21 protein-coding genes and 1 pseudogene are annotated in these 21,030 nt (G+C 71.1%); 13 read left to right on the forward strand and 9 right to left on the reverse strand.

Annotation, left to right across the window (positions count from 1 at the left end; translation table 11 throughout):
• Positions 1-35 precede the first annotated feature (35 nt).
• The 3 genes from pstC to pstB all read left to right on the forward strand — a co-directional run bounded on the left by pstC (position 36) and on the right by pstB (position 2,947).
• Positions 36-1,049, forward strand: a complete 1,014-nt coding sequence (gene pstC, locus ACZ3KJ_RS34020) for a phosphate ABC transporter permease subunit PstC (protein WP_467532731.1) — start codon at positions 36-38, stop codon at positions 1,047-1,049.
• Positions 1,046-2,107: a phosphate ABC transporter permease PstA gene (gene pstA / locus ACZ3KJ_RS34025; protein ID WP_467532733.1), complete on the forward strand. Its 1,062-nt coding sequence runs from the start codon at positions 1,046-1,048 to the stop codon at positions 2,105-2,107. The genes pstC and pstA overlap by 4 nt, the downstream gene beginning before the upstream one ends.
• Positions 2,108-2,170: 63 nt before the next feature.
• Positions 2,171-2,947 carry a phosphate ABC transporter ATP-binding protein PstB gene (gene pstB, locus ACZ3KJ_RS34030; protein ID WP_467532734.1) on the forward strand — a complete coding sequence of 259 codons (777 nt, stop codon included), beginning with the start codon at positions 2,171-2,173 and terminating at the stop codon, positions 2,945-2,947.
• 347 nt (positions 2,948-3,294) lie between these two features.
• Here pstB and ACZ3KJ_RS34035 read toward each other — a convergent pair whose 3' ends face one another.
• Positions 3,295-4,293: an inorganic phosphate transporter gene (locus ACZ3KJ_RS34035; protein ID WP_467532736.1), complete on the reverse strand. Its 999-nt coding sequence runs from the start codon at positions 4,291-4,293 to the stop codon at positions 3,295-3,297.
• Positions 4,294-4,300: 7 nt separating this feature from the next.
• Positions 4,301-4,921: a DUF47 domain-containing protein gene (locus ACZ3KJ_RS34040; protein WP_187748798.1), complete on the reverse strand. Its 621-nt coding sequence runs from the start codon at positions 4,919-4,921 to the stop codon at positions 4,301-4,303.
• Between the two features lie 236 nt (positions 4,922-5,157).
• On the opposite strand from ACZ3KJ_RS34040, the gene ACZ3KJ_RS34045 reads away from it, so the two are divergent.
• Positions 5,158-5,499, forward strand: coding sequence for a metal-sensitive transcriptional regulator (locus ACZ3KJ_RS34045; RefSeq protein ID WP_467532738.1), 342 nt, complete (start codon positions 5,158-5,160; stop codon positions 5,497-5,499).
• Between the two features lie 59 nt (positions 5,500-5,558).
• On the opposite strand, the gene ACZ3KJ_RS34050 is transcribed toward ACZ3KJ_RS34045, so the two are convergent.
• The gene (locus ACZ3KJ_RS34050; RefSeq protein ID WP_467532739.1) at positions 5,559-5,765 is read right to left on the reverse strand and encodes a hypothetical protein; all 207 of its coding nucleotides are present in this window, start codon (positions 5,763-5,765) and stop codon (positions 5,559-5,561) included.
• 131 nt (positions 5,766-5,896) lie between these two features.
• Positions 5,897-6,742, reverse strand: a complete 846-nt coding sequence (locus tag ACZ3KJ_RS34055; RefSeq protein ID WP_467532741.1) for an SCO4651 family lipoprotein — start codon at positions 6,740-6,742, stop codon at positions 5,897-5,899.
• Positions 6,743-6,884: 142 nt separating this feature from the next.
• Here ACZ3KJ_RS34055 and ACZ3KJ_RS34060 point away from each other — a divergent pair, with 142 nt between their 5' ends.
• Complete coding sequence (locus tag ACZ3KJ_RS34060) at positions 6,885-7,058, forward strand: hypothetical protein (RefSeq protein WP_389521137.1); 174 nt, start codon at positions 6,885-6,887, stop codon at positions 7,056-7,058.
• A 116-nt stretch (positions 7,059-7,174) separates the two neighbouring features.
• A complete protein-coding gene (locus ACZ3KJ_RS34065) occupies positions 7,175-8,731 on the forward strand; it encodes an FAD-binding oxidoreductase (RefSeq protein ID WP_467532743.1) in 1,557 nt (518 codons plus the stop codon).
• Positions 8,732-8,774: 43 nt separating this feature from the next.
• Here ACZ3KJ_RS34065 and ACZ3KJ_RS34070 read toward each other — a convergent pair whose 3' ends face one another.
• The 4 genes and pseudogenes from ACZ3KJ_RS34070 to ACZ3KJ_RS34085 form a co-directional block, all read right to left on the reverse strand.
• Positions 8,775-9,488: a phosphatase PAP2 family protein gene (locus ACZ3KJ_RS34070; RefSeq protein WP_389521133.1), complete on the reverse strand. Its 714-nt coding sequence runs from the start codon at positions 9,486-9,488 to the stop codon at positions 8,775-8,777.
• Positions 9,489-9,725: 237 nt separating this feature from the next.
• On the reverse strand, positions 9,726-10,733 hold the full coding sequence (locus tag ACZ3KJ_RS34075) for a C40 family peptidase (RefSeq protein ID WP_467532745.1): 1,008 nt from the start codon (positions 10,731-10,733) through the stop codon (positions 9,726-9,728).
• 37 nt (positions 10,734-10,770) lie between these two features.
• The gene (locus ACZ3KJ_RS34080) at positions 10,771-11,868 is read right to left on the reverse strand and encodes a serine/threonine-protein kinase (protein ID WP_467532759.1); all 1,098 of its coding nucleotides are present in this window, start codon (positions 11,866-11,868) and stop codon (positions 10,771-10,773) included.
• A gap of 92 nt (positions 11,869-11,960) precedes the next feature.
• Positions 11,961-12,383: pseudogene (locus ACZ3KJ_RS34085) on the reverse strand (protein kinase domain-containing protein); the annotation flags it as partial.
• Positions 12,384-12,631: 248 nt separating this feature from the next.
• On the opposite strand from ACZ3KJ_RS34085, the gene ACZ3KJ_RS34090 reads away from it, so the two are divergent.
• The 7 genes from ACZ3KJ_RS34090 (at position 12,632) to ACZ3KJ_RS34120 (ending at position 20,319) form a co-directional block, all read left to right on the forward strand.
• Positions 12,632-12,877, forward strand: coding sequence for a DUF397 domain-containing protein (locus tag ACZ3KJ_RS34090; protein WP_467532747.1), 246 nt, complete (start codon positions 12,632-12,634; stop codon positions 12,875-12,877).
• Between the two features lie 305 nt (positions 12,878-13,182).
• A complete protein-coding gene (locus ACZ3KJ_RS34095) occupies positions 13,183-13,491 on the forward strand; it encodes a hypothetical protein (RefSeq protein ID WP_003991275.1) in 309 nt (102 codons plus the stop codon).
• A 189-nt stretch (positions 13,492-13,680) separates the two neighbouring features.
• The gene (locus tag ACZ3KJ_RS34100; protein ID WP_467532749.1) at positions 13,681-14,499 is read left to right on the forward strand and encodes a DUF8175 domain-containg protein; all 819 of its coding nucleotides are present in this window, start codon (positions 13,681-13,683) and stop codon (positions 14,497-14,499) included.
• Positions 14,489-15,841, forward strand: a complete 1,353-nt coding sequence (locus tag ACZ3KJ_RS34105) for a hypothetical protein (RefSeq protein ID WP_467532751.1) — start codon at positions 14,489-14,491, stop codon at positions 15,839-15,841. The genes ACZ3KJ_RS34100 and ACZ3KJ_RS34105 overlap by 11 nt, the downstream gene beginning before the upstream one ends.
• Entirely contained in the window at positions 15,838-17,397 is a 1,560-nt protein-coding gene (locus ACZ3KJ_RS34110; protein ID WP_389521123.1) for an SCO6880 family protein, read from the forward strand. Before ACZ3KJ_RS34105 ends, ACZ3KJ_RS34110 begins: the two co-directional genes overlap by 4 nt.
• A 9-nt stretch (positions 17,398-17,406) precedes the next feature.
• Entirely contained in the window at positions 17,407-18,831 is a 1,425-nt protein-coding gene (locus tag ACZ3KJ_RS34115) for an ATP-binding protein (RefSeq protein ID WP_467532753.1), read from the forward strand.
• An 18-nt stretch (positions 18,832-18,849) separates the two neighbouring features.
• The gene (locus ACZ3KJ_RS34120) at positions 18,850-20,319 is read left to right on the forward strand and encodes a type IV secretory system conjugative DNA transfer family protein (protein ID WP_467532754.1); all 1,470 of its coding nucleotides are present in this window, start codon (positions 18,850-18,852) and stop codon (positions 20,317-20,319) included.
• A gap of 18 nt (positions 20,320-20,337) precedes the next feature.
• Here ACZ3KJ_RS34120 and ACZ3KJ_RS34125 read toward each other — a convergent pair whose 3' ends face one another.
• The gene (locus tag ACZ3KJ_RS34125) at positions 20,338-20,883 is read right to left on the reverse strand and encodes a GNAT family N-acetyltransferase (RefSeq protein ID WP_467532755.1); all 546 of its coding nucleotides are present in this window, start codon (positions 20,881-20,883) and stop codon (positions 20,338-20,340) included.
• Between the last annotated feature and the right edge of the window lie 147 nt (positions 20,884-21,030).

Genomic DNA, 21,030 nt, shown 5'->3' on the forward strand with positions numbered 1-21,030 from the left:
CCGCCCAGCGAGCGGCTCCGCAGACCGGAGAACTCATGGACATCACGACGCAGAACCCCACAGACGCCGTCCCTCCGCCCGCGGCTCCGCCGAGCCCCGCCGAGCAGAAGCGCGCCGCCCGCGGCGCCACCCGACCCGGTGACCGGATCTTCCTCGGTCTCTCCCGCGGCTCGGGCATCCTGCTGCTGGTGCTGATGGCCGCGATCGCCGTCTTCCTCACCTACCGGGCCTCGCTCGCGATCGGCAAGGACGACGGGAACTTCCTCACCACCTTCGAGTGGAACACCGGCCTCGTCCCGCCGCACTTCGGCATCGCGGTGCTGGCCTTCGGCACGGTGGTCTCCTCGGTCATCGCGATGGTCATCGCGGTCCCGATCGCGGTCGCCATCGCCCTGTTCATCACCCACTACGCCCCGCGCCGCATCGGCGGCACCATCGCGTACGTGATCGACCTGCTCGCCGCCGTCCCGTCCATCGTGTACGGCCTCTGGGGCGCGCTGATACTCGTGCCGCAGATGGACGGCCTGTTCGGCTGGCTGAACGACTACCTCGGCTGGACCGGGATCTTCTCCTGGGACGAGGGCGCCCCGCGCTCGATGCTCACGGTCGGCATCCTCCTGGCCATCATGATCCTTCCGGTCATCACCAACGTCAGCCGTGAGGTCTTCCGCCAGGTCCCGCAGATGCACGAGGAAGCGGCCCTGGCGCTGGGCGCCACCCGCTGGGAAGTGATCCGCATCGCGGTCATCCCCTTCGGCCGCTCCGGCGTGATCTCGGCGTCGATGCTCGGCCTCGGCCGCGCGCTGGGCGAGACGATGGCGGTGGCCACCGTGCTCTCGCCCGACTTCGACATCCACGCCAGCCTGCTCAACCCGGGCGGCGGCACCTTCGCCCAGAACATCGCCAGCAAGTTCAACGAGGCGACGGAGTTCGGCCGGGACGCGCTCATCGCCTCCGGTCTCGTCCTGTTCGTCATCACCCTGCTGGTCAACGGCGCGGCCCGCGCGATCATCGCCCGCCGCAAGGAGTACTCGGGGGCCAACGCATGAGCCACGCCGTCGTCACCGACAAGCCCGCCAGCACGCTGCGCGGCGCCAGCCTGCCGCCGTGGACCCCCTGGGCCACCGCGGCCGGTTCCCTCGCCGCGGCCGTCGCCATCGGCCTGGTCGCGGGCCTCGACAGCCGCGTCCAGTGGGGCCTGATCGCCGGCCTCGTCTTCCTCCTGGCCACCTACGGCATCGCCGCCCGCGTCGAGGGCCGCCGCCAGGCCAAGGACCGCATCGCCACCGCCCTCGTCTGGGTCGCCTTCCTCCTCGCCGTCGTCCCGCTGGCGTCCCTGATCTGGGCGACGGTCCAGCGCGGCGTGAAGGTCCTGGACGGCTACTTCCTCACCCACTCCATGGGCGTCGTCGCCGACTCCGAGCCGGGCGGCGGCATCTACCACGCCATCCTCGGCAGCCTGGAGCAGGTCGGCCTCGCCACCGTCATCGGCGCCCCGATCGGCATCCTCACCGCGATCTACCTGGTGGAGTACAGCCGCGGCGGCCTCGCCAAGGCGGTCACCTTCTTCGTCGACGTCATGACGGGCATCCCGTCCATCGTGGCCGGCCTGTTCATCCTCAGCCTCATGCTGATGTTCGACATGCAGCCCTTCGGCTTCGCCGGCTCGCTGGCGCTGGCGATCCTGATGATGCCGGTCATCGTCCGCTCGACGGAGGAGATGCTCAAGCTCGTCCCGAACGAGCTGCGCGAGGCGTCCCTGGCGCTCGGCGTCCCGAAGTGGCGCACGATCCTGAAGGTGGTCGTCCCGACCTCCATCGGCGGCATCATCACGGGCGTCATGCTCGCGGTGGCCCGTATCGCCGGTGAGACGGCCCCCGTCCTGCTCCTCGTCTTCGGCAACCCGTTCATCAACGCGAACCCCTTCGAGGGCGCGCAGGCGTCGCTGCCGCTGTACATCTACCAGCAGTACTCGCAGAGCGCGGGCTCGGAGGCGGCCTACGACCGCGCCTGGGCGGCGTCGCTCACGCTGATCGCCTTCGTGATGATCCTCAACCTGGTCGCCCGCGGCATCGCCCGCTGGAAGGCCCCGAAGACCGGTCGCTAAGGCGACGATTTCCGGCTCCGCCGGTCGGGGCCCTCAGCGACTGACTGGAAGTGAAGTAGAGACATGGCCAAGCGAATCGATGTCAGCGGACTGACGGCGTTCTACGGCTCCCACAAGGCGATCGACGACATCTCCATGACCGTCGAGCCGCGCTCGGTGACGGCGTTCATCGGCCCGTCCGGCTGCGGCAAGTCGACGTTCCTGCGCACGCTGAACCGGATGCACGAGGTGACCCCCGGCGGCCGCGTCGAGGGCAAGGTGCTCCTGGACGACGAGGACCTGTACGGCCAGGGCATCGACCCGGTGTCGGTCCGCCGCGAGGTCGGCATGGTCTTCCAGCGCCCGAACCCGTTCCCCACGATGTCGATCTTCGACAACGTGGCGGCGGGCCTGCGCCTGAACGGCAACTACAAGAAGTCGGAACTGGCCGACATCGTCGAGAAGTCCCTCAAGGGCGCGAACCTCTGGAACGAGGTGAAGGGCCGCCTCAACAAGCCCGGCTCGGGCCTGTCCGGCGGCCAGCAGCAGCGCCTGTGCATCGCGCGGGCGATCGCCGTCGAGCCCAAGGTCCTCCTCATGGACGAGCCCTGCTCCGCCCTGGACCCCATCTCGACCCTCGCCATCGAGGACCTGATCGGCGAACTGAAGGAACGCTTCACGATCGTCATCGTCACCCACAACATGCAGCAGGCGGCCCGTGTCTCCGACCGCACCGCCTTCTTCAACCTCGCGGCGGTCGGCCAGCCCGGCAAGCTGATCGAGATCGACGAGACGGAGCGGATCTTCTCCAACCCGTCCGTCCAGGCCACGGAGGACTACATCTCGGGCCGCTTCGGCTGACCCGAGCCCCCCGTACCGACCCCTCGCGGTGCTGCATGGCGGTGCCACCGCGAGGCAACAAAGGGCCCGCCCCCCACATCCGGGGGGCGGGCCCACGCCATGTCCCCCCCACATCCGGAGGGGCGGACCCACGCCATGCCCCCCACATCCGGGGGCAGGCCTACGCCACTTCCCCGACTACCGGGAGGGCGGCCTACGACTGCCGGTCACCTCTTGAGAAACGGCCCGCCCACCCCCCAGGGGCGCGGGGAACTGCGCGACCAGCCACGACGAAACAGCAGGCCGCCCACCGGGCACCAGCCGGAACGAACCCTCGCCCCGAGGAGACCGCGGGCCGAGCCCCGCCCCTACAGCACCGCCAGGTTGACGACCCAGAACGCGCACGCCGCGACCACCGCCGCCGCCGGCATCGTGATGAACCAGCCGAGGACGATGTTCTTGGCGACCCCCCACCGCACGGCGTTGATCCGCTTGGTCGCCCCGACACCCATGATCGCCGAGGTGATCACATGGGTCGTCGAGATCGGCGCCTTGAAGAGGAACGCCGTGGTGAACATGATCGACGCCCCGGTGGTCTCCGCCGCGAACCCCTGCGGCGGGTCCAGCTCGATGATCTTCCGCCCGAGCGTCCGCATGATGCGCCACCCGCCGGCGTACGTGCCCAGCGACAGCATCACGGCACAGACGATCTTCACCCAGACCGGGATGGGATCCCCGTAGTCCTCGACGTCGGCGATGACCAGCGCCATCACCACGATGCCCATCGTCTTCTGCGCGTCCTGGAGACCGTGGCCGAGGGCCATGCCGGCCGCCGACACCGTCTGCGCGATCCGGAAGCCGCGCTTGGCCTTGTGCGGATTGGCCCGCCGGAAAAGCCACAGGATGGCGGTCATGACCAGGTAGCCGATCACCAGGCCGACCACCGGCGACACGAACATCGGGATGACGACCTTCTCCAGCACCCCGTGCCAGTAGACCGTCGTCCCGCCCGCGAGCGCCGCCCCCACCATGCCGCCGAACAGCGCGTGCGACGAGGAGGAGGGCAGCCCGAAGTACCACGTGACCAGGTTCCAGGCGATCGCGCCGACCAGCGCCGCGAAGAGGATGCCCATCCCCTTCGAGCCCTCGGGCGTCTCGATCAGCCCCTCGCTGACGGTCTTGGCGACGCCGGACCCCAGGAACGCGCCGGCGAGGTTCATCACCGCCGCCATGGCCAGTGCCGCCCGCGGCGTCAGCGCCCGCGTCGACACGGACGTGGCGATCGCGTTGGCGGAGTCGTGGAAGCCGTTCGTGTACGTGAAGAAGAGCGCGACCAGGATGGTCACGACCAGAGCCAAGGTGTCCATGAAGGGGTCAGGACTCCTTGACCGCGATGGTCTCCACCGTGTTCGCGACGTGCTCGAACGCGTCCGCCGCCTCCTCCAGCACGTCCACGATCTGCTTGAGCTTCAGCACCTCGATCGCGTCGTACTTGCCGTTGAAGAGGTGGGCGAGCAGCTTGCGGTGGATCTGGTCGGCCTGGTTCTCGAGCCGGTTGACCTCGATCCAGTACTCGGTGAGGTTCTCCATGGTCCGCAGGTTCGGCATGGCCTCGGCGGTCAGCTCCGCCGCCCGCGCCAGCACCTCGATCTGCTGCTCGACGCCCTTGGGCAGTTCCTCGACGTTGTAGAGGACGACGAGGTCGACGGCCTCCTCCATGAAGTCCATGATGTCGTCGAGGGACGACGCGAGGGAGTAGATGTCCTCGCGGTCGAACGGCGTGATGAACGAGGAGTTCAGCTGGTGGAAGATCGCGTGCGTGGCGTCGTCACCGGCGTGCTCCGCGGCCCGCATCCGCTCTGCGATCTCGGCCCGGCCGGCGGTGTCCGCCCCGAGCAGTTCCATGAGGAGTTTCGAGCCCGTGACGATGTTGTCCGCGGATGCGGCGAACATGTCGTAGAAGCTCGTCTCCCTGGGGGTCAGACGAAAGCGCACGTGGGGTCCTCGGGATGCATCGGTTTCGGTCAGGCTGATGCTAGGCGCATCATCCGGCCACGGCTAATGGGCCGTCCACCAGTGTCACCCATGAAACGGGACGAACGGCAGGGGGGCCGCGGGGTGGTCCAGTCCACAGGCCGTCCACGGCGGGACCGGCCACAGGTCCCGTACCCTGCGAAGTTCGGTACGATATACCCAGTAGGGGTATAGGTGCGGAGTGTCTGGAGGACGCGATGACGACCACCGAGGCCGGGGCGGCCACCGAAGAGGCCGTGACCGACCACGACCGCGGTGTGCACGGCTACCACAAACAGAAGAACGAGCACCTCAAGCGCCTGCGCCGCATCGAGGGCCAGATCCGCGGCCTGCAACGCATGGTCGACGAGGACACCTACTGCATCGACATACTCACCCAGGTGTCCGCCTCCACCAAGGCCTTGCAGTCGTTCGCGCTGCAACTGCTGGAGGAGCACCTGCGCCACTGCGTCGCCGACGCGGCCCGCGAGGGCGGGGACGAGATCGACGCGAAGGTGGAGGAGGCGACGAAGGCGATCGGCCGCCTCCTGCGCACATGAATCCCTTTGTAAACGTGACGTAAATGACACCTGTCACCGGGCGCGTCAGGTGAGGAACGTCAGCACCGCCGCCGTCCCGGCCCCCTCACTCCCGGCTCCCCGGCCGCGTCCCGTTCCTCCCCCACCCTCAGGACCGCGTCGATGCTCTCCAGGCTGAGCCGCTCCTCGGCCGCCGAGGCCGCGATGATGAGTTCTCCGCACAGCTCTATCTCGGCGAGGGCCTCGTGGTCCTGTACCGCCGTACCGCCGACCGGAGCCACGCGCATCACCTCGTCCCTGCCGTCACCGGCTTCCTAGAGTAGGCAGCGCCCTACACGCCGCGCATGGCACGGACGGGCTAGTCCTCACGCCCGCCCCCTGACCTGATCCGCCCTTCCGCGGGCGGCCGGAACCACGCTCACTCCTCGGCGATCCGCCCCGCGTAGATGTCCCGGCCCGCGGGCAGCCGTACGTCGACGGGGGTGCCGAAGTCGTACAGCAACGTCGTCGAGGCGACGGCGACGGCCTCCTTCCGGCCGCCGTTGACGAAGCTGAAGCGGTGCCGGACCTTGCGGATGCGGCCCTGCTCGTCGAGGTAGACGTCGAAGGGCACCTCGGCCGTGGCGAACCCTTTCGCCGCCGCGCCCAGCGATCCCCGGCCCCCCTCGGAGGAGCGCGCGGCGGCCTCGGCCAGGTCGGCCGTCCCGCGGTAGTGCCGCACCTCGGTCCCGGCCAGCCGGGTCGTCCCGACGTACGTCGCCGTGCGCGTGCCGCGCAGCACCTCGGCGGCGGCGTACGGGTCGGTGGCGCCGCCGGTGACCAGGTTGCCGTCGGACAGCGTCGCCGTCTCCACCCGCACCCACTTGTCGGCGGGCACCCCGGCGCCCCGGTTCTTCATGTAGAGGGCGCCGGGGGCGAGGAGTTCGGTGATGGGGCGGTGCTCGCTGGTCCCGGCCGGGTCCTGCGGCAGCACCACCTCCAGCGCCCCGAGCCGCTCGCGGTAGTCGTACAGCCCCTCGCCCCGGATGGTCACGCGGGTGCCGCCGGTGGCCATCTCCATCGACGTGCGGGCCTTCGAACTGCCCGCCTCCACCAGGGTGTCGGCGGCCCGGCGCAGTGTCCCGACCGGGTCGGCAGGGCGGGCGTCGGCGTCCTCGGCGGCGGCCCCGCTGCCGGAACACCCGGCGGCGCCGGCGGCGCAGACCCCGGCGACGAGCCCCGCGACGACCGCCGTTGCCCACCGCCGCTGCTGCCGCTCCGTCATCGCCTGCCTACCCCCAGCCGGTACGTCCGTCACGGGCTCCGTGTTGTTGCGTTCAACGACGCTCGGGCGGGCCCCGTCACGCTGACCGAATACCCGCCGTCCGCATGCACGGTTCCGGCCGGTGCTGGGTAGCGTTCTCCGTGTGACCCAGCAGGACAGCGAGGCACCCTCCCCCACCGGCGAAGAACTCCACCGCACCACGACCGTCGAGCGTGGCCCCTTCTGTCTCGCCCACTGCTCCTGCGGCTGGCGCGGCCCCGCACGCAGGGCGAGAAGCCTGGCCAGAACGGACGCGGAGGGCCACACCCGCGGCTAGGGCCTGTTGCCCGCAGCCCGCCTGACGCCCCCTCACCACCTCCCCTCCCGGCCGGGGAACCCCGTCCCCCCGGCCGCCGTCTCGCTCCATGAAGCCGACGGAAGGCACGGGACGACATGGAACGACGTACGTTCATCGCAGGCGGCACGGCCGCGGTCACGGCGTTGACGACGACCGCGTGCCGGGCGACGGCCCACGACGGCGGCGCCCCCACCCCCGCCTCCGGTGCCACCGGTACCGCGCGCACGTCCACCGGCGCCGCGGCCGCCCCCGACTGGGCGGCCCTCGCCCGCGACCTGGACGGCACCCTGGTCCGCCCCGGCGACGCCGCCTGGGACACGGCCCGCCTGCTGTACAACACGCGCTTCGACACGCTCAGGCCGGCCGCGGTCGCCTACGCCGCCCACACCGACGACGTCCGCACGGTCCTGGCGTACGCCCGCGCCCACGGCACCCGGGTCGCCGTCCGCAACGGCGGTCACTCCTACGGCGGCTGGTCCTCGGGCGACGGGCGGCTGATCCTCGACGTCTCCCGGCTCAGCCGGGTCCGGGCGAGCGGCGGCACGGCCGTGATCGGCGCCGGAGCCAAACTCATCGACGTCTACCGCGCACTGGCCGCGCGGGGCGTGACCGTCCCGGCGGGCTCCTGCCCGACGGTCGGCGTCTCCGGCCTGGTCCTCGGCGGCGGCCACGGCGTGGTCTCCCGCGCGTACGGCCTGACCTGCGACAGCCTCACCCGGGCGACGCTGGTCACCGCCGACGGCCGCGAACTCACCGCCGACGCGACGACGCACAAGGACCTGTTCTGGGCCCTGCGCGGCGCCGGCAACGCCACCTTCGGCGTCGTGACGGAACTGCACTTCACCACCCACCCGGCCCCGCAGGCGGTGACCGGCTACCTCACCTGGCCCTGGTCGAGGGCGGCCGCGGTGGTGGGGGCCTGGCAGGAGTGGGGCCCGGACCAGCCCGACGAGATCTGGTCCTCCCTCCACCTGTCCAACACCCCCGGCGGCACGCCCCGGATCTCCGTCGCCGCGTTCTCCCTCGGCACGTACGGCGAGCTCCAGAACGCGGTCGACCGCCTGGCGGACCGGGTCGGCGCCCCGGCGACCGGCGTCTCACTGCGCCGCCGTACGTACGAGGAGGCCATGGAGGTGTACGCCGGCTGCTCGTCCTTCTCCACCGACGCCCAGTGCCACCTGCCCGGTTCGACGCCGGGCCGCACCCCGCAGGGAGCACTCGCCCGGGAGACGTACGCGGCCGGCTCCGACTTCTTCGACCGCTCCCTGCCGGCGGCCGGCGTCCGCACGCTGCTGAAGCAGCTGAGCGCCGTCCGCGGCGGCGCGGGCAGCATCGCGTTCACGGCCCTGGGCGGCGCGGTGAACCGCGTCTCCCCCACGGCGACGGCCTTCGTCCACCGCCGCTCCCGCATGCTGGCCCAGTACCTCGCCTCCTGGCGCTCCGGCACGTCCGGCACGGCGGCCCGGTCCTGGCTGGCCTCGGCCCACGCGGCCATGAAGCCGTACGCCTCGGGCGCCGCCTACCAGAACTACGCGGACCCCACCCTCACGGACTGGAAGCAGGCCTACTACGGCGCCGCGCTCCCGCGTCTGACCCGGCTGAAGCGGCAGTACGACCCGGAGGGCTTCTTCACCTACCCGCAAGGCCTGTGAGAGCCGGCGTCACCGTCGGCCCCACTCGGGCCTGCCCCCGGCCTCACGCGGCGAGGTCCCGCTCCTCGCTCGCCGTCTCCTCCACCCGGGCCCCGGACACCTGCGCACCGCCGCCCGCCGCGCGCGCGGCGCGGCTCCGGACCACCCACCCCACCCGGGGCGACCGCTCGACCGCCCGCAGCACGGGCGTCAGCAGCATGGAGGCCACCGGGGACAGCAGCAGCGCCACGGCCGTACCGAGCGCGAACCCGCCGACCACGTCGGTCGGGTAGTGCACGCCCATGTAGACCCGGCAGAAGCCCTCCAGCAGACCGATGGCTATGCCCACCAGCCCGAACTTCCGGTTGGTGACGAACAGCGCGACGCCCATCGCCATGGTGATGGTGGCGTGGTCGCTGACGAAGGAGTAGTCGGTCTTGCCGGATATCAGCACCTCCAGCCCCTGGTGATCGAGGAACGGCCGGGGCCGCTCCACGAAGCCGCGTATCGGCACGTTCACCAGCACCGCGACCGCCGCGGCCAACGGCACCCACACCAGCGCCGCCACGGACGCGGCGGCCTCCTCCGCGGAGCCGGGCCGTCTGCGCACCGTCCACCAGCACCACAGCACCAGCAGGACCATGGTCAGCAGGAGCCCGTACTCGCCGACGAACTCGACGACCCGGTCCAGCCAGTGCGGGGCCTCCTGGGCGAGGCCGTTGATGTCGTAGAGCAGGTCGACGTCGGGGTTCGACCCGGATGCGGCGAGTCCAGCCATGGTGCTGCGGCCCCTTCGTCGTGTCGTGCCCGGCGCGCCTCACGCGCGCCGCTCGTACCCACCCCCGTGGTGTGTAGATCCGCTTCCGCCGGTGTGTTCAGTCTCAGGCATGGCTCGGCTACGTCAACAGGAACGCACGGCTCCCCTGAATACGTTCCACTCTCCACCGAATGATCACGCAGACGTTATCGAAGAGAGATACGTCTTCGCAGCTCAGAAGGGGCGTTACCGGCCGGTTCAGACCGTCGTGGGCAGCGCTTTCGCGCCATCTTCGGTCACCCGGGTGGCCCCGAAGTACTTGCGCGTGTCGATCGGGTCGAACCGGATGACGGCCCCCGTGTGCGGAGCGTCGATCATGTACCCGCCCCCGACGTAGATCCCCACGTGGTCGATGGCCCGCGAGTTGTTCGGATCGGTCGAGAAGAACACCAGGTCTCCCGGCAGCAGTTCGTCCCGCGCCGGGTGCGGCCCCGCGTTGTACTGGTCGTTGGCCACCCGCGGCAGCGTGATCCCCACACTCTCGTACGCCGCCTTGGTCAACCCCGAACAGTCGAACCGTCCCCCCTGATCAGCCGTACCGTTCCCACCCCACAGATACGGCGTCCCGAGCTTCTTCTGCGCGAAGTAGATCGCCCCGGCAGCCTGCTCGGAGGGGTCCACTCGGGTGACGGGGGCGGCGAAGGACTCCGCGAGCGTCGTGATCGTCTTCACATAGTTCCGGGTCTCCTGGTACGGCGGCACGCCCCCGTACTTGATGACCGCGTACGCCCCCGCGTTGTAGGACGCGAGCATGTTGTGCGTGGCGTCGCCGGGGACGTCCTTCACGTACGACGCCAGCTCGCAGTCGTACGACGCGGCCGACGGAATCGCGTCATTCGGATCCCAGACGTCGCGGTCCCCGTCGCCGTCCCCGTCGATCCCGTGCGTGGCCCATGTCCCCGGGATGAACTGCGCTATCCCCTCCGCCTTCGCCGGGCTCTTGGCGTTGGGGTTGAACCCGCTCTCCTGGTACAGCTGGGCGGCGAGCAGCGCGGGGTTGATCGCGGAGCAGAGGTTGCCCCACTTCTGCACGAGCGCCTGGTACGCGGCAGGCACCGCGCCCTTGGCGAGGGTGACGCTCTTGCCGCCGACGCCGTTGGCGAGATTCCCGGCGACGAGGTACACGCCCACGACGAGCAGCATCACGAAGCCGAGTCCCGCCGCACCGACGGCCCCCGCCACGACCCACGCCTTACGCACCGTCAACCGCCCATCGCCAAAAGGGGAGTCTGCCCGCGTCAGTTTACGAGCTGCCCACTCGAAAGCCCGTACAACCGATGCTCTCGTAGTCGCTGGGGCCGCCCTTGACGTGATAGAAGACGGCGGTCCAGTCGCCCGGGTCGTTCGCCACGGGGATCGCCGGGTCGGCGTCGCCCTCCGCGTAGTGGCTCTCGAAGTCGTCGGGGTAGGTCAGTTCGACGTACCCGCCGCCCTTCCAGTCCTGGTAGATGTCCACGGGCTTGCTGGTGTAGCCGACGGTCTTGTTCTCCGCCATCACCTCGTACGGCTCGCCCGTCTCCGCGTCGATGTCGTGCGGCGGCTTCACGCCCACCGAGACGTAGTACGGCTCGGGCGCCCGGGTCTTGAGCTCCGCGTACTTGAACCGAAAGGTGATCTTCGCCCGCTCCGAGACGGTGGGGGAGTCGGGATCGTCGGCGTCGTCCACGCCGTACTGGAGTTCCTCCTGCGGGCTGACGGCGCCGATCTGCCGGCACTGGCCGATGCCGTGCGCGGCATCGGCGGGATCGGTCGACAGGGTCCAGTAGTCCCTGGAGATCCGGTCGTTCAGGATGTACTCGGGCACCTTCTGCGAGACCGCGCTCGCGGTCGGGGACGCGGACGACGAGCTCCCGTTCCCCGCCCGGGACCCGTCGCCGTCCTCCAGCGTCCTCAGCACCACGGCGGACGCCGTTCCCACGACCACCGCCACGGCCAGGGCCACCAGCCACGGCGTACGGCGCGACGGGCGCCGCCCCGGTACGGCCGTCGCCGAGGGCGGCGACGGCGCGAGCGTCGGCACGTATCCCGGGGCGGCCGTCGGCACATAGCCGGGTCCTGCGGTCGGCGGGTACACCGGCGAAACGGGCGCTCCGTGCCCCGGGGGCACCAGCCCGGCCGCCACAGCCGCCCGGAGGTCCTGGGGAGCGGCCTCGGTGTCACCGGTGAGCCGGCGGTAGAAGGGATCCTCGGCGAGCGCGGAGGAGATCGCGCAGCGCGCGATGACGGCGTCCAGCCCGGGCCGCCGCTCAGGCTCCTTGGCCACGCACGCGTGGACGAGGCCGGCGAGTCCGGGGTCGACGCCCCCCACGTCGATCTCCTCGTGGACCACCCGGTACGACACCGCGTGCGTGGGCCCGGAGCCGAACGGCGGGCGGCGATCAGTACCTCCGGGGCGGTGTACCCGGGCGTGCCCGGGGTCAGCCCCGTCTGGGTCAGGGCCGTGTCCGCGGCCCCGCGGGCGATGCCGAAGTCGATGAGCAGCGGCCCCTGCGGCGCCAGGATCACGTTCTGCGGCTTGAGGTCCCGATGCGTGACCCCGTACCCGTGGACGCTCGCCAGCGCCTCGGCCAGCGCCGCGGCCAACCGCCATGCGCTGTCCGCCGGGAACGGCCCCCGCTGCCTCACCGCCGCGCTCAGCGTGGGCCCTGACACGTACTCGGTCGCCAGCCAGTACGGCGCCGTCTCGAGCGAGGCGTCGATAAGGTTCGCCGTATACGCGCTACGCACCGCCCGCACCGTCTCCACCTCCCGCCGGAACCGCGCCAGCGCCTCCGGATGGTCGGTGATCTCGTCCCGGACGACCTTGATGGCGACGAGCCGTCCGCCGGGTGAGCGGCCGAGGTAGACCTGCCCCATGCCGCCCGCGCCGAGCCGGGCGAGCAGGGTGTACACGCCTATCCGCGCCGGATCGTGAGCCCTCAGTACGTCCACCGAACGACCATGCCACACGGGTAGGTTCGAGGGACCCCCGGCACTCGGCCCCCACGCTTCCCCCGCGCCCGGTCCGGCGGCGCCCCACCGCTCACGGTGGCGCGCGGGGCGGGTCTACGGTGGGGCATGGAAGCCTCCACTCCCTCCTCACCCCCTCGAGAAGGACACCCCCCATGCCTGACATCCCGTCCGACCTCACCTGGATCCGCGCCGCCCCGCCGGAGGCGACCGGCCCCGGTCCCTGGATCGAGATCGCCTTCGGCGAGGGCGACGACGGCGAGGCCCCCGTCTACCTCCGCGAGACCAGCGACCCGGAGAACGTCGTCACCACGAACCGCCGCAAGTGGGACGCGTTCGTCCTCGGCGTGCAGGCGGGCGAGTTCGACCACTTCGTGGAGGGCGTCGAGACGGAGTACTGAGGCGTCCGTCACGGGGCGGCATGAGACCATCGTGACGGGTCTCTCACCCGACTGGCCGTCAGAACGGGGACAGGGCCGTGAAGTGGGACAACGACGGAACCACACACCAGGTTCCGCACCGAGCTCATTGCCCGGCGTGACCTGCCGTGATACACAGAGTGACCGTACGAGCTATTCGTACGAATCCCGCCCATCAATGACGCCAAGTCGACATACGACGGCGGCTTTGTCGGCGAGAATGAGGCTGACCTCTGCACACCGCAGGGGACCGACTGCGGAACTACCCACCAGGGGCGGTGACTTACATGCTCTTTGCGGCCGACAAGGGAGACATCAACACCATCATCGGCGGGATCGCTCCGGACTGGGGGCCCTTCGGCAGCCTGGGCAACGAAGCCAAGGTGATGATCGAGGTCGTGATGGCGGTCGCCATCCTCCTCTGCCTCGGCATCGCCATCTGGGGCGCGGCCAAGCAGCGCATCGGTGCCACCGCCCTGCGGGACACCTTCAGCGCGGAACAGGGCAAGGGCCTCATCATCGCGGGTCTGACGGGCGTCTTCATCATCGGCTCACTCGGCACACTGTTCACGATCGTGTACGGCATGGCCGTCTAGCCGTCCCGGGTCCTCCCCCGTCCCGTCCGGGCACGCCCGGCCCCCTCCACCCCACCCACCCGTCGTGCCCACCGGCTGAGGTTGCGTTTCCCTGATGTCGAGTCACCACACCGCGCCCGCGCGGGAACCAGCACGGCTACCGTCGTACTACTACGCGTTCCGGTACGGCAGCGAGGGGGCGTACGCGGTATGAGTCCCGGCGACGACCACGACTACGGCGAACCCGCGGGCACCCGTGTCCGCCTGCCCGACGCCGACCCCTACGGCGGCGCCCGCCGTCCCGGCCGTTCCTCCTCGCGCGGCCTGGTGACGGTCGTCGGCGTCGTCGTCCTCCTCATCGCCGCGATCGCCATCGCCAACCGCGGAGGAGACGATTCCGCATCGTCCTCCACGACGAGCAAGGGCGACCGGCCGAAGACGTCGACCACAGCCGCGAGCGGGACCAAGCCGGTCCAGACGAAGACCGGCGACATCCCCTCGGGCTTCGCCCACAGCCGGCAGGGCGCCGAGTCGGCGGCCGCCAACTACGCCGTGGCGCTCGGCTCGACCGGCATGTTCCGGACGGACACCCGGCACACCCTCGTCGCCACCGTCTACACCGCCGCCGCCGCGGCCGACCTCCAGGCGCCCATGGACCGGGCCTACTCGGCCGACTTCCTCGCCACGATGGGCCTCGACGCCGACGGCAACCCGCCCGAGGGCGACACGTTCGTCTCCCGTGTCGTCCCCGTGGGCACCACCGCCCAGGCGTACGCCGACACCACCGCCCGGGTCGCCGTCTGGTACCTGGGCCTGATCGGCATGTCCGGCGAGACGTCGACCGACCCCGTCACCTCGTCCTGGAAGACCTGGACCTTCGACCTGACCTGGACCGACGGCGACTGGAAGATCGTCAGCGACGAGCAGCAGGACGGCCCCGCCCCGGTCCCCGGCGACGACGTGGCCGCCTCCTCCGACGACATCAGCAAGGCCATCGAGCAGTACGGAGGGTTCACGTATGCCCGGTAACCCGCACCGCGCGCTCCGGCTCGCCGGAGTCGTCACCGCCGTCCAGACGGCGGCCGTACTGCTGGCCACCCGCGCCGTCGCGGCGCCCACGCCCGACCCGTCGCCCAGCCCGTCGGCCTCGCCCTCTCCGTCCCCGTCGGGCAGCCTGGACTGCAGCCTCATCACCGGCGACGCCAAGGAGTACTGCGAGCGCGGCAACGGCGTCACCGACGGCACCACCACCCCCCTCACCGACACCACCGACCCCCTCTCCTCCCTCGCCAAGGGCTGCGCCGAAGCCGCCGCCTGGACCGTCGACAAGCTCAGCGACGCCGTCAAGGACACCGCGAACGTCGACTTCACCAACCCCAAGTTCCTCCAGCAGTACGCGGTCGTCTTCGCCGCGTCGACCGTCCTGACCCTCCTCCTCTGGCTGCTCGCCGTGGCCAAGCGGGCGGTCCGCGGCGTCCCCGTGACCACCGCCATCGGCGAAGCCGTCGGCTTCCTGTGGCTCACGGTGCTCGCCTCCGCCTTCACCCCGCTGATCCTCTACACGGTCGTGTCGGCCACCGACGGCATCACGGACGTCCTGGCGAAGACCACCGGCGACCAGACCGACACGTTCTTCGGGACCTTCTCCGCCGCCCTGGAGAAGGGCGAGGACATCGGCGGCGGCCCGATCATGCTGATCGTGGTCTCCCTCGTCTCCATCCTCGCCGCCGGCGTGCTCTGGCTGGAGCTGGTCATCCGGGCCGCGCTCCTCTACGTCGGCGCCCTGCTCGGCACGGTCGTCTACGCCGGCCTGGTCGACAAGAACCTGTGGAGCCACGTCCGCCGCTGGGCCGGCATCATGATCGCGGTCATCCTGGTCAAACCGGTCATCGTGATCGTCCTCGGCCTCGCCGGCGCGCTCTCCGCCGACGACGGCCCGGACGCCTTCTCCGCCGTCGTCTCCGGCCTCGCCATCATCCTGCTCGCCATCTTCGCCAGCGCGATGATCTACCGCTTCGTCCCCGGCTTCGGCGACGAGATCGCCGGCTCGCGCAACAACCGCATCATGCAGGGCGCGGAAGGCAAGGCCGCCGCCGTCATCAGCTCCCCGGCGACCCTCGTCGCCCAGGGCATCAAGACCCACAGCACCCGCGCCGACAGCAACGGCGGCGGTACGTCCTCCGGCGGCCCCCGCCCGGCCCACCAGACCGCCGGCGGCGTCGCCGCGCACAGCTCGCGCACCCCGAACCCGGGCGGCGGATCCGTCCCCTCCGCCGCGCCCCCGCCCCGCACGGGCAGCCCGGTCAACACACCCCACGCCGGCAACACCCGCAACAGCAGCAACAACCGCACGGGAGGTGAAGGGCGTTGACGACCGATACCCACGTGTCCCACGTGGTCACGCCCCGCCGTACATATCTGATCGGCCGCGCCCGGCCGAACGCGATCGTCGGCCGCAACCGCGAGACCGGCGAGATCGCGCTCATCGTCATCGGCGCGTTCCTCGGCATGATGTGCGGGCTCCTCGTCCCCCTCCTCGCCCTGCGCATCGTGCTGCTGGCCGGCTTCCCCATGCTCGCGCTGGCCGTGGTCTACGTGCCGTACAAGCACCGCACGTTCTACAAGTGGTTCGAGATCAACCGCAGCTACAAGCGCACCCTGCGCCAGGGCACCACGTACCGCTCCGGCGTCATGGAGGCCGGCACCCGGATCGACGGGCAGGAGATCGAGGTCGGCCCGCCGCCCGGCATCGGCCGCATCACCTGGCTGGCCGCGCCCTTCGGCCCCGACGAGATCGCCGTGCTGCTGCACGCCGACCGCCGCACGGTCACGGCCGCGATCGAGATCGAGGGCCCGGGCGTCGGCCTGCGCGACAGCGAGGACCAGGAGGCCCTCGTCGACCGCTTCGGCACCCTGCTCAAGCACGTCGCCAACGGCGACGGTTTCGTCACCCGCCTGCAAATGCTCGCCCGCACCCTGCCCGCCGACCCCGACGCCCACGCCAAGGACGTCACCCAGCGCGGCGACGACAAGGCACCCGGCTGGCTCCAGCAGTCCTACGACCAGCTCCAGTCGATGGTGTCCACCAGCAGCGAGCAGCACCGCGCCTACCTCGTCGCCTGCATGCACTACACCCGCGAGCTCGCCGCCGAGGCCCACGCCATGGCCCGCGCGGCCCGCCCGCAGAACGGCCGCAAGCTGGACCGGGACGCCGGCCTCGCCGTCGTCATGGCCCGCGAGCTGACCGACATCTGCTCCCGCCTCCAGGAGGCGGACATCCGCGTCCGCCAGCCGCTGGGCCAGAGCCGCCTCGCCTCCCTCGTCCACTCCATGTACGACCCGGACCACCCCATCGACCACATCCAGGCCATGACCCGGCGCAACGCCTGGCCGGCCGAACTGGACGCGATGGAGCCCACCTTCCTCCAGGCCAAGACCCGGGAGTCCTCCACCCGCGCCCCCTGGTGCCACGCCACCGCCTGGATCAAGGAGTGGCCGATGACGCCGGTCGGCGTGAACTTCCTCGCCCCGCTCCTCGTCCACACCCCGGACGTCATCCGGACGGTCGCCGTGACGATGGACCTCGAACCCACCGAGGTCGCGATCGAACGCATGCTGACCGAGAAGACCAACGACGAGGCGGAGGCCAGCCGCGCCGCCAAGATGAACCGCACCGTCGACCCCCGCGACGTCGCCGCCCACTCCCGCCTCGACCAGCGCGGCGAGGACCTGGCCAGCGGCGCGGCGGGCGTCAACCTGGTCGGCTACATCACCGTCTCCTCCCGCACCCCCGAGGCCCTGGCCCGCGACAAGCGGACGATAAGGGCGTCGGCCGGCAAGTCGTACCTCAAGCTGGAGTGGTGCGACCGCGAGCACCACCGCGCCTTCGTGAACACACTCCCGTTCGCCACCGGCATCCGAAGGTAGGGGCTTTCCATGCGGGACCCGATGTCCGTCCTCACCGACGCCTTCACGTCCTTCCTGTTCGGCAAGGTCGAGACGACGCGTCTGCCGGTCCGCACCTCGACAGGCCAGGCCCAGGCGGTCTACCTCCCGACCGCCGCCCCCGGACTCGGCGACTCGGGCGTGATCATCGGCCGCGAGGTCTACTCCGGCAAGGGCTACATCTACGACCCCTTCCAGCTGTACGGCCAGCAGCTCCCGGCCCCGCACTGGCTGGTCCTCGGCGAGTCCGGCAACGGCAAGTCGGCGCTGGAGAAGACGTACGTCCTGCGCCAGCTCCGCTTCCGCGACCGCCAGGTCGTCGTCCTGGACGCCCAGGGCGAGGACGGCGTCGGCGAGTGGAACCTCATCGCGCAGGCGCTGGGGATAACTCCCATCCGCCTGGACCCGATGGCCGCCCTGGACCACGGCATCCGCCTGAACCCGCTGGACCCGTCGATCACCACGACGGGCCAGCTGGCGCTCCTGCGCACCATCATCGAGGTCGCCATGGGCCACGGCCTCGACGAACGCTCGGGCTTCGCCCTGAAGGTCGCCCACGCCTACGTCAACGAGACGATCGTCGAACGCCAGCCGGTCCTCACCGACATCGTCGAGCAGCTGCGCCACCCCGAACCGGAGTCGGCGGAGGCGATGAACGTCGCCATAGAGGACGTACGGGCCTGGGGCCTGGACGTGGCGCTGGTGCTGGACCGTCTGGTCGACGGTGACCTGCGGGGCATGTTCGACGGCCCGACGACGGTCGGCATCGACCTGGACGCCCCGCTGATCGTGTTCGACCTGTCCCACATCGACCGCAACTCCATCGCCATGCCGATCCTGATGGCGATCGTCGGCGTGTGGCTGGAGCACACCTGGATCCGCCCCGACCGGAAGAAGCGCATCTTCCTCGTCGAGGAGGCCTGGCACATCATCAACAGCCCGTTCGTGGCGCAGCTCTTCCAGCGGCTGCTGAAGTTCGGCCGCCGTCTGGGCCTGTCCTTCGTGGCCGTCGTGCACCACCTGTCGGACGTCGTGGACGGAGCGGCGGCCAAGGAGGCGGCCGCGATCCTGAAGATGGCCTCCACCCGGACGATCTACGCCCAGAAGGCGGACGAGGCGAGGGCGACGGGCCGTGTGCTGGGCCTGCCGCGCTGGGCCGTGGAGATCATCCCGGCGCTCACCCCCGGCATCGCCGTCTGGGACGTCAACGGCAACGTGCAGGTCGTCAAACACCTGGTCACCGAGAGCGAACGTCCCCTGGTCTTCACCGACCGCGCGATGACCGAGTCGTCCGCCGACCTGACCGACGACGACGCCCTGCGCGCCGCCGAACTGGAACAGGAGCAGCGGGCGGCGGCCTTCATGGAACAGCACCTGGCCGACTTGGACGGCTCGTCCGAGTCCACGGTGGCGTGAGGCCGGGGGTGCGCTGCCATGAGAGCCGGTGACGAGCGCCGCGACGGCCAGGGCGGCATCCCCGACGGCCTTCTGGTCGGCATCCTCGCGTTCCTGCTCGGCATGACCGTGCTGGTGTGGACGGCCACGGGTCTGGCGGCCGTCCTCTCGCACGGCTCCTGGCCCCCCGGCATCGCCTTCACCCGTACGCCGCTGGCGATGCGCCACCTCGTCGCCCGCCCCCACGACCTCGCGGGCGCCTGGCCGGACGCGGACCCCGCCGGCCTGTCCGGCTACGGGCTCTTCTGGGGCCTGTTCATCGGCGAGCTCATGCTGCTGTTCGTCCTCACGGTCTTCGTGATCGGTACGGTGGCGCGCTGGCGGGCGGTACGGGCGAGGAGGGCGGCGGCGGCCGTCGCACCACCGGTACCGCGGGAGACGCCGGCCCCGCCGGCCCACCACGAGGTCCCGACCCCGCGAACGGCACCGGCACCGCCCCCGAGCCCGAGCCCGGAACCGGACCGCACCCCGCTCGCCTCCCTGTCCACGGCGGAGCGGCCCGCCGCGTGGGAGACCCGGCGCCCGGAGGCGGGCGTGCTGTTCGCCTCGCCGGAGAGCCGGCACACGACCGCCGCGCAGGCCGTGCGCGACGCGGAGGGCCCCGCCCTGGTCGTCACCTCGGCCCCCGCTCTCTGGCACACCACCAAGGACGCCCGGTCCAAGCTGGGCCCGGTCCTCCTCTACGACCCCACGCACCTGTGCGACACCCCGGCCCGACTCCACTGGTCGCCCACCGCCGGCTGCGAGGACCGGACCACCGCCGCGGCGAGGGCGACCGCCCTCCTGGCCCCCGTGCGTCCCACGGCCCGTCTGGACCAGGCCGTCACCGACACCGCGGAGACGCTGCTGCGCTGCTATCTGCACGCCGCGGCCATCGACGGCCGCACCATCCGCCATGTGCACCGCTGGGCCCAGGGCACCGGCCTCCAGGAGGCGGTGCGCACCCTCCGTACGAACCCGAAGGCGGCCCCCGGAGCGGCCGGCGAACTGGAGGGGGCCCTCACCTCCCACCCCGAACGCCGTGACGTCGCCCAGGAGCTGACGGCCCGTGCCCTGTCGGCGCTCTCCACGGTGAACGTCCGCGAGGCCTGCACTCCCAACCGAACGGATGCGCTCGCCCTGGATTCCTTCGTGAACGAAGGGGGAACGCTGTACGTGGTCGGTGAATCCATCGAGGACCCGAGGACCAGCCCCGGCGCGATGCCGCTCCTCACGGCCCTCGTCTCCAGCGTGGTCGAGCGCGGCCGGCGCGTGGCCGAACGGTCATCCTCCGGTCGCCTCGACCCACCACTGGCCCTGGTCCTGGACGACGTCGCGGCGGTGGCCCCGCTCCCCCAGCTCCCGGACCTCCTGTCCACGGGCCCGGACCGCGGCCTCCCCACCCTGGCCCTCCTCCGCTCCCGCGAACAGGCCCGCACCCGCTGGCCCCACACGGAACTCCCGGTCTGAGCGGGGTACCACGGCCCGCTACGGACGTGGGAGCACCAACTCCAGCTCCCGGCTGTCCGGATCGGCCGTCAACGGTACGACGACGCCGCTGGGCTCGAATCCCGCCCGGCGGTAGAAGGCACGGGCCCGCCCGTTGTCCTCGTGGACGATGAGCCGTACCCGTTCCACCCCACGGCCCCAGGCCCACTCCAGCGCGGCGTCGAACAGCACCTCGGTCAGCCCGATCCCCCGGCACTCGGGCCGTACGAACACGCCGACGAGGTGTCCCTGCCGCCGTTCGACCGGATGTCCAGCCCAGTCCTCCGTGCCGGCCTCCTCGACCAGCACGGTCACGGTCCCGACCCATTCGCCGTCCGGTCCCTCGGCGATGATCTGCTGTGCGTGCTCGGCCTTCTCGGCGGCGCCGGCCGTCCGTTCCCGCCAGAAGGACTCCGGTTTCGCCAGGGCCTCCTCGTACGTCTCCAGGAACGCCAGGGGTGCGACCGGGTCCCGCAGCGCCAGCAGCCGCAGCTGCCTCGCCGCGGCCCACTCGTCGGCGCGCACGGACCGAATGACGTAGCTCATGCAGGTCACCGTAGTACCCGGGCCGGACACCCTCACCCGAACAAGGACCCTGAACGCAGAAATCCCCCGTGCCGACCGGCACGGGGGATTTCTCAAAAATTGTTCGGCGGCGTCCTACTCTCCCACAGGGTCCCCCCTGCAGTACCA

The organism is Streptomyces sp. NPDC003248 (assembly GCF_055563235.1).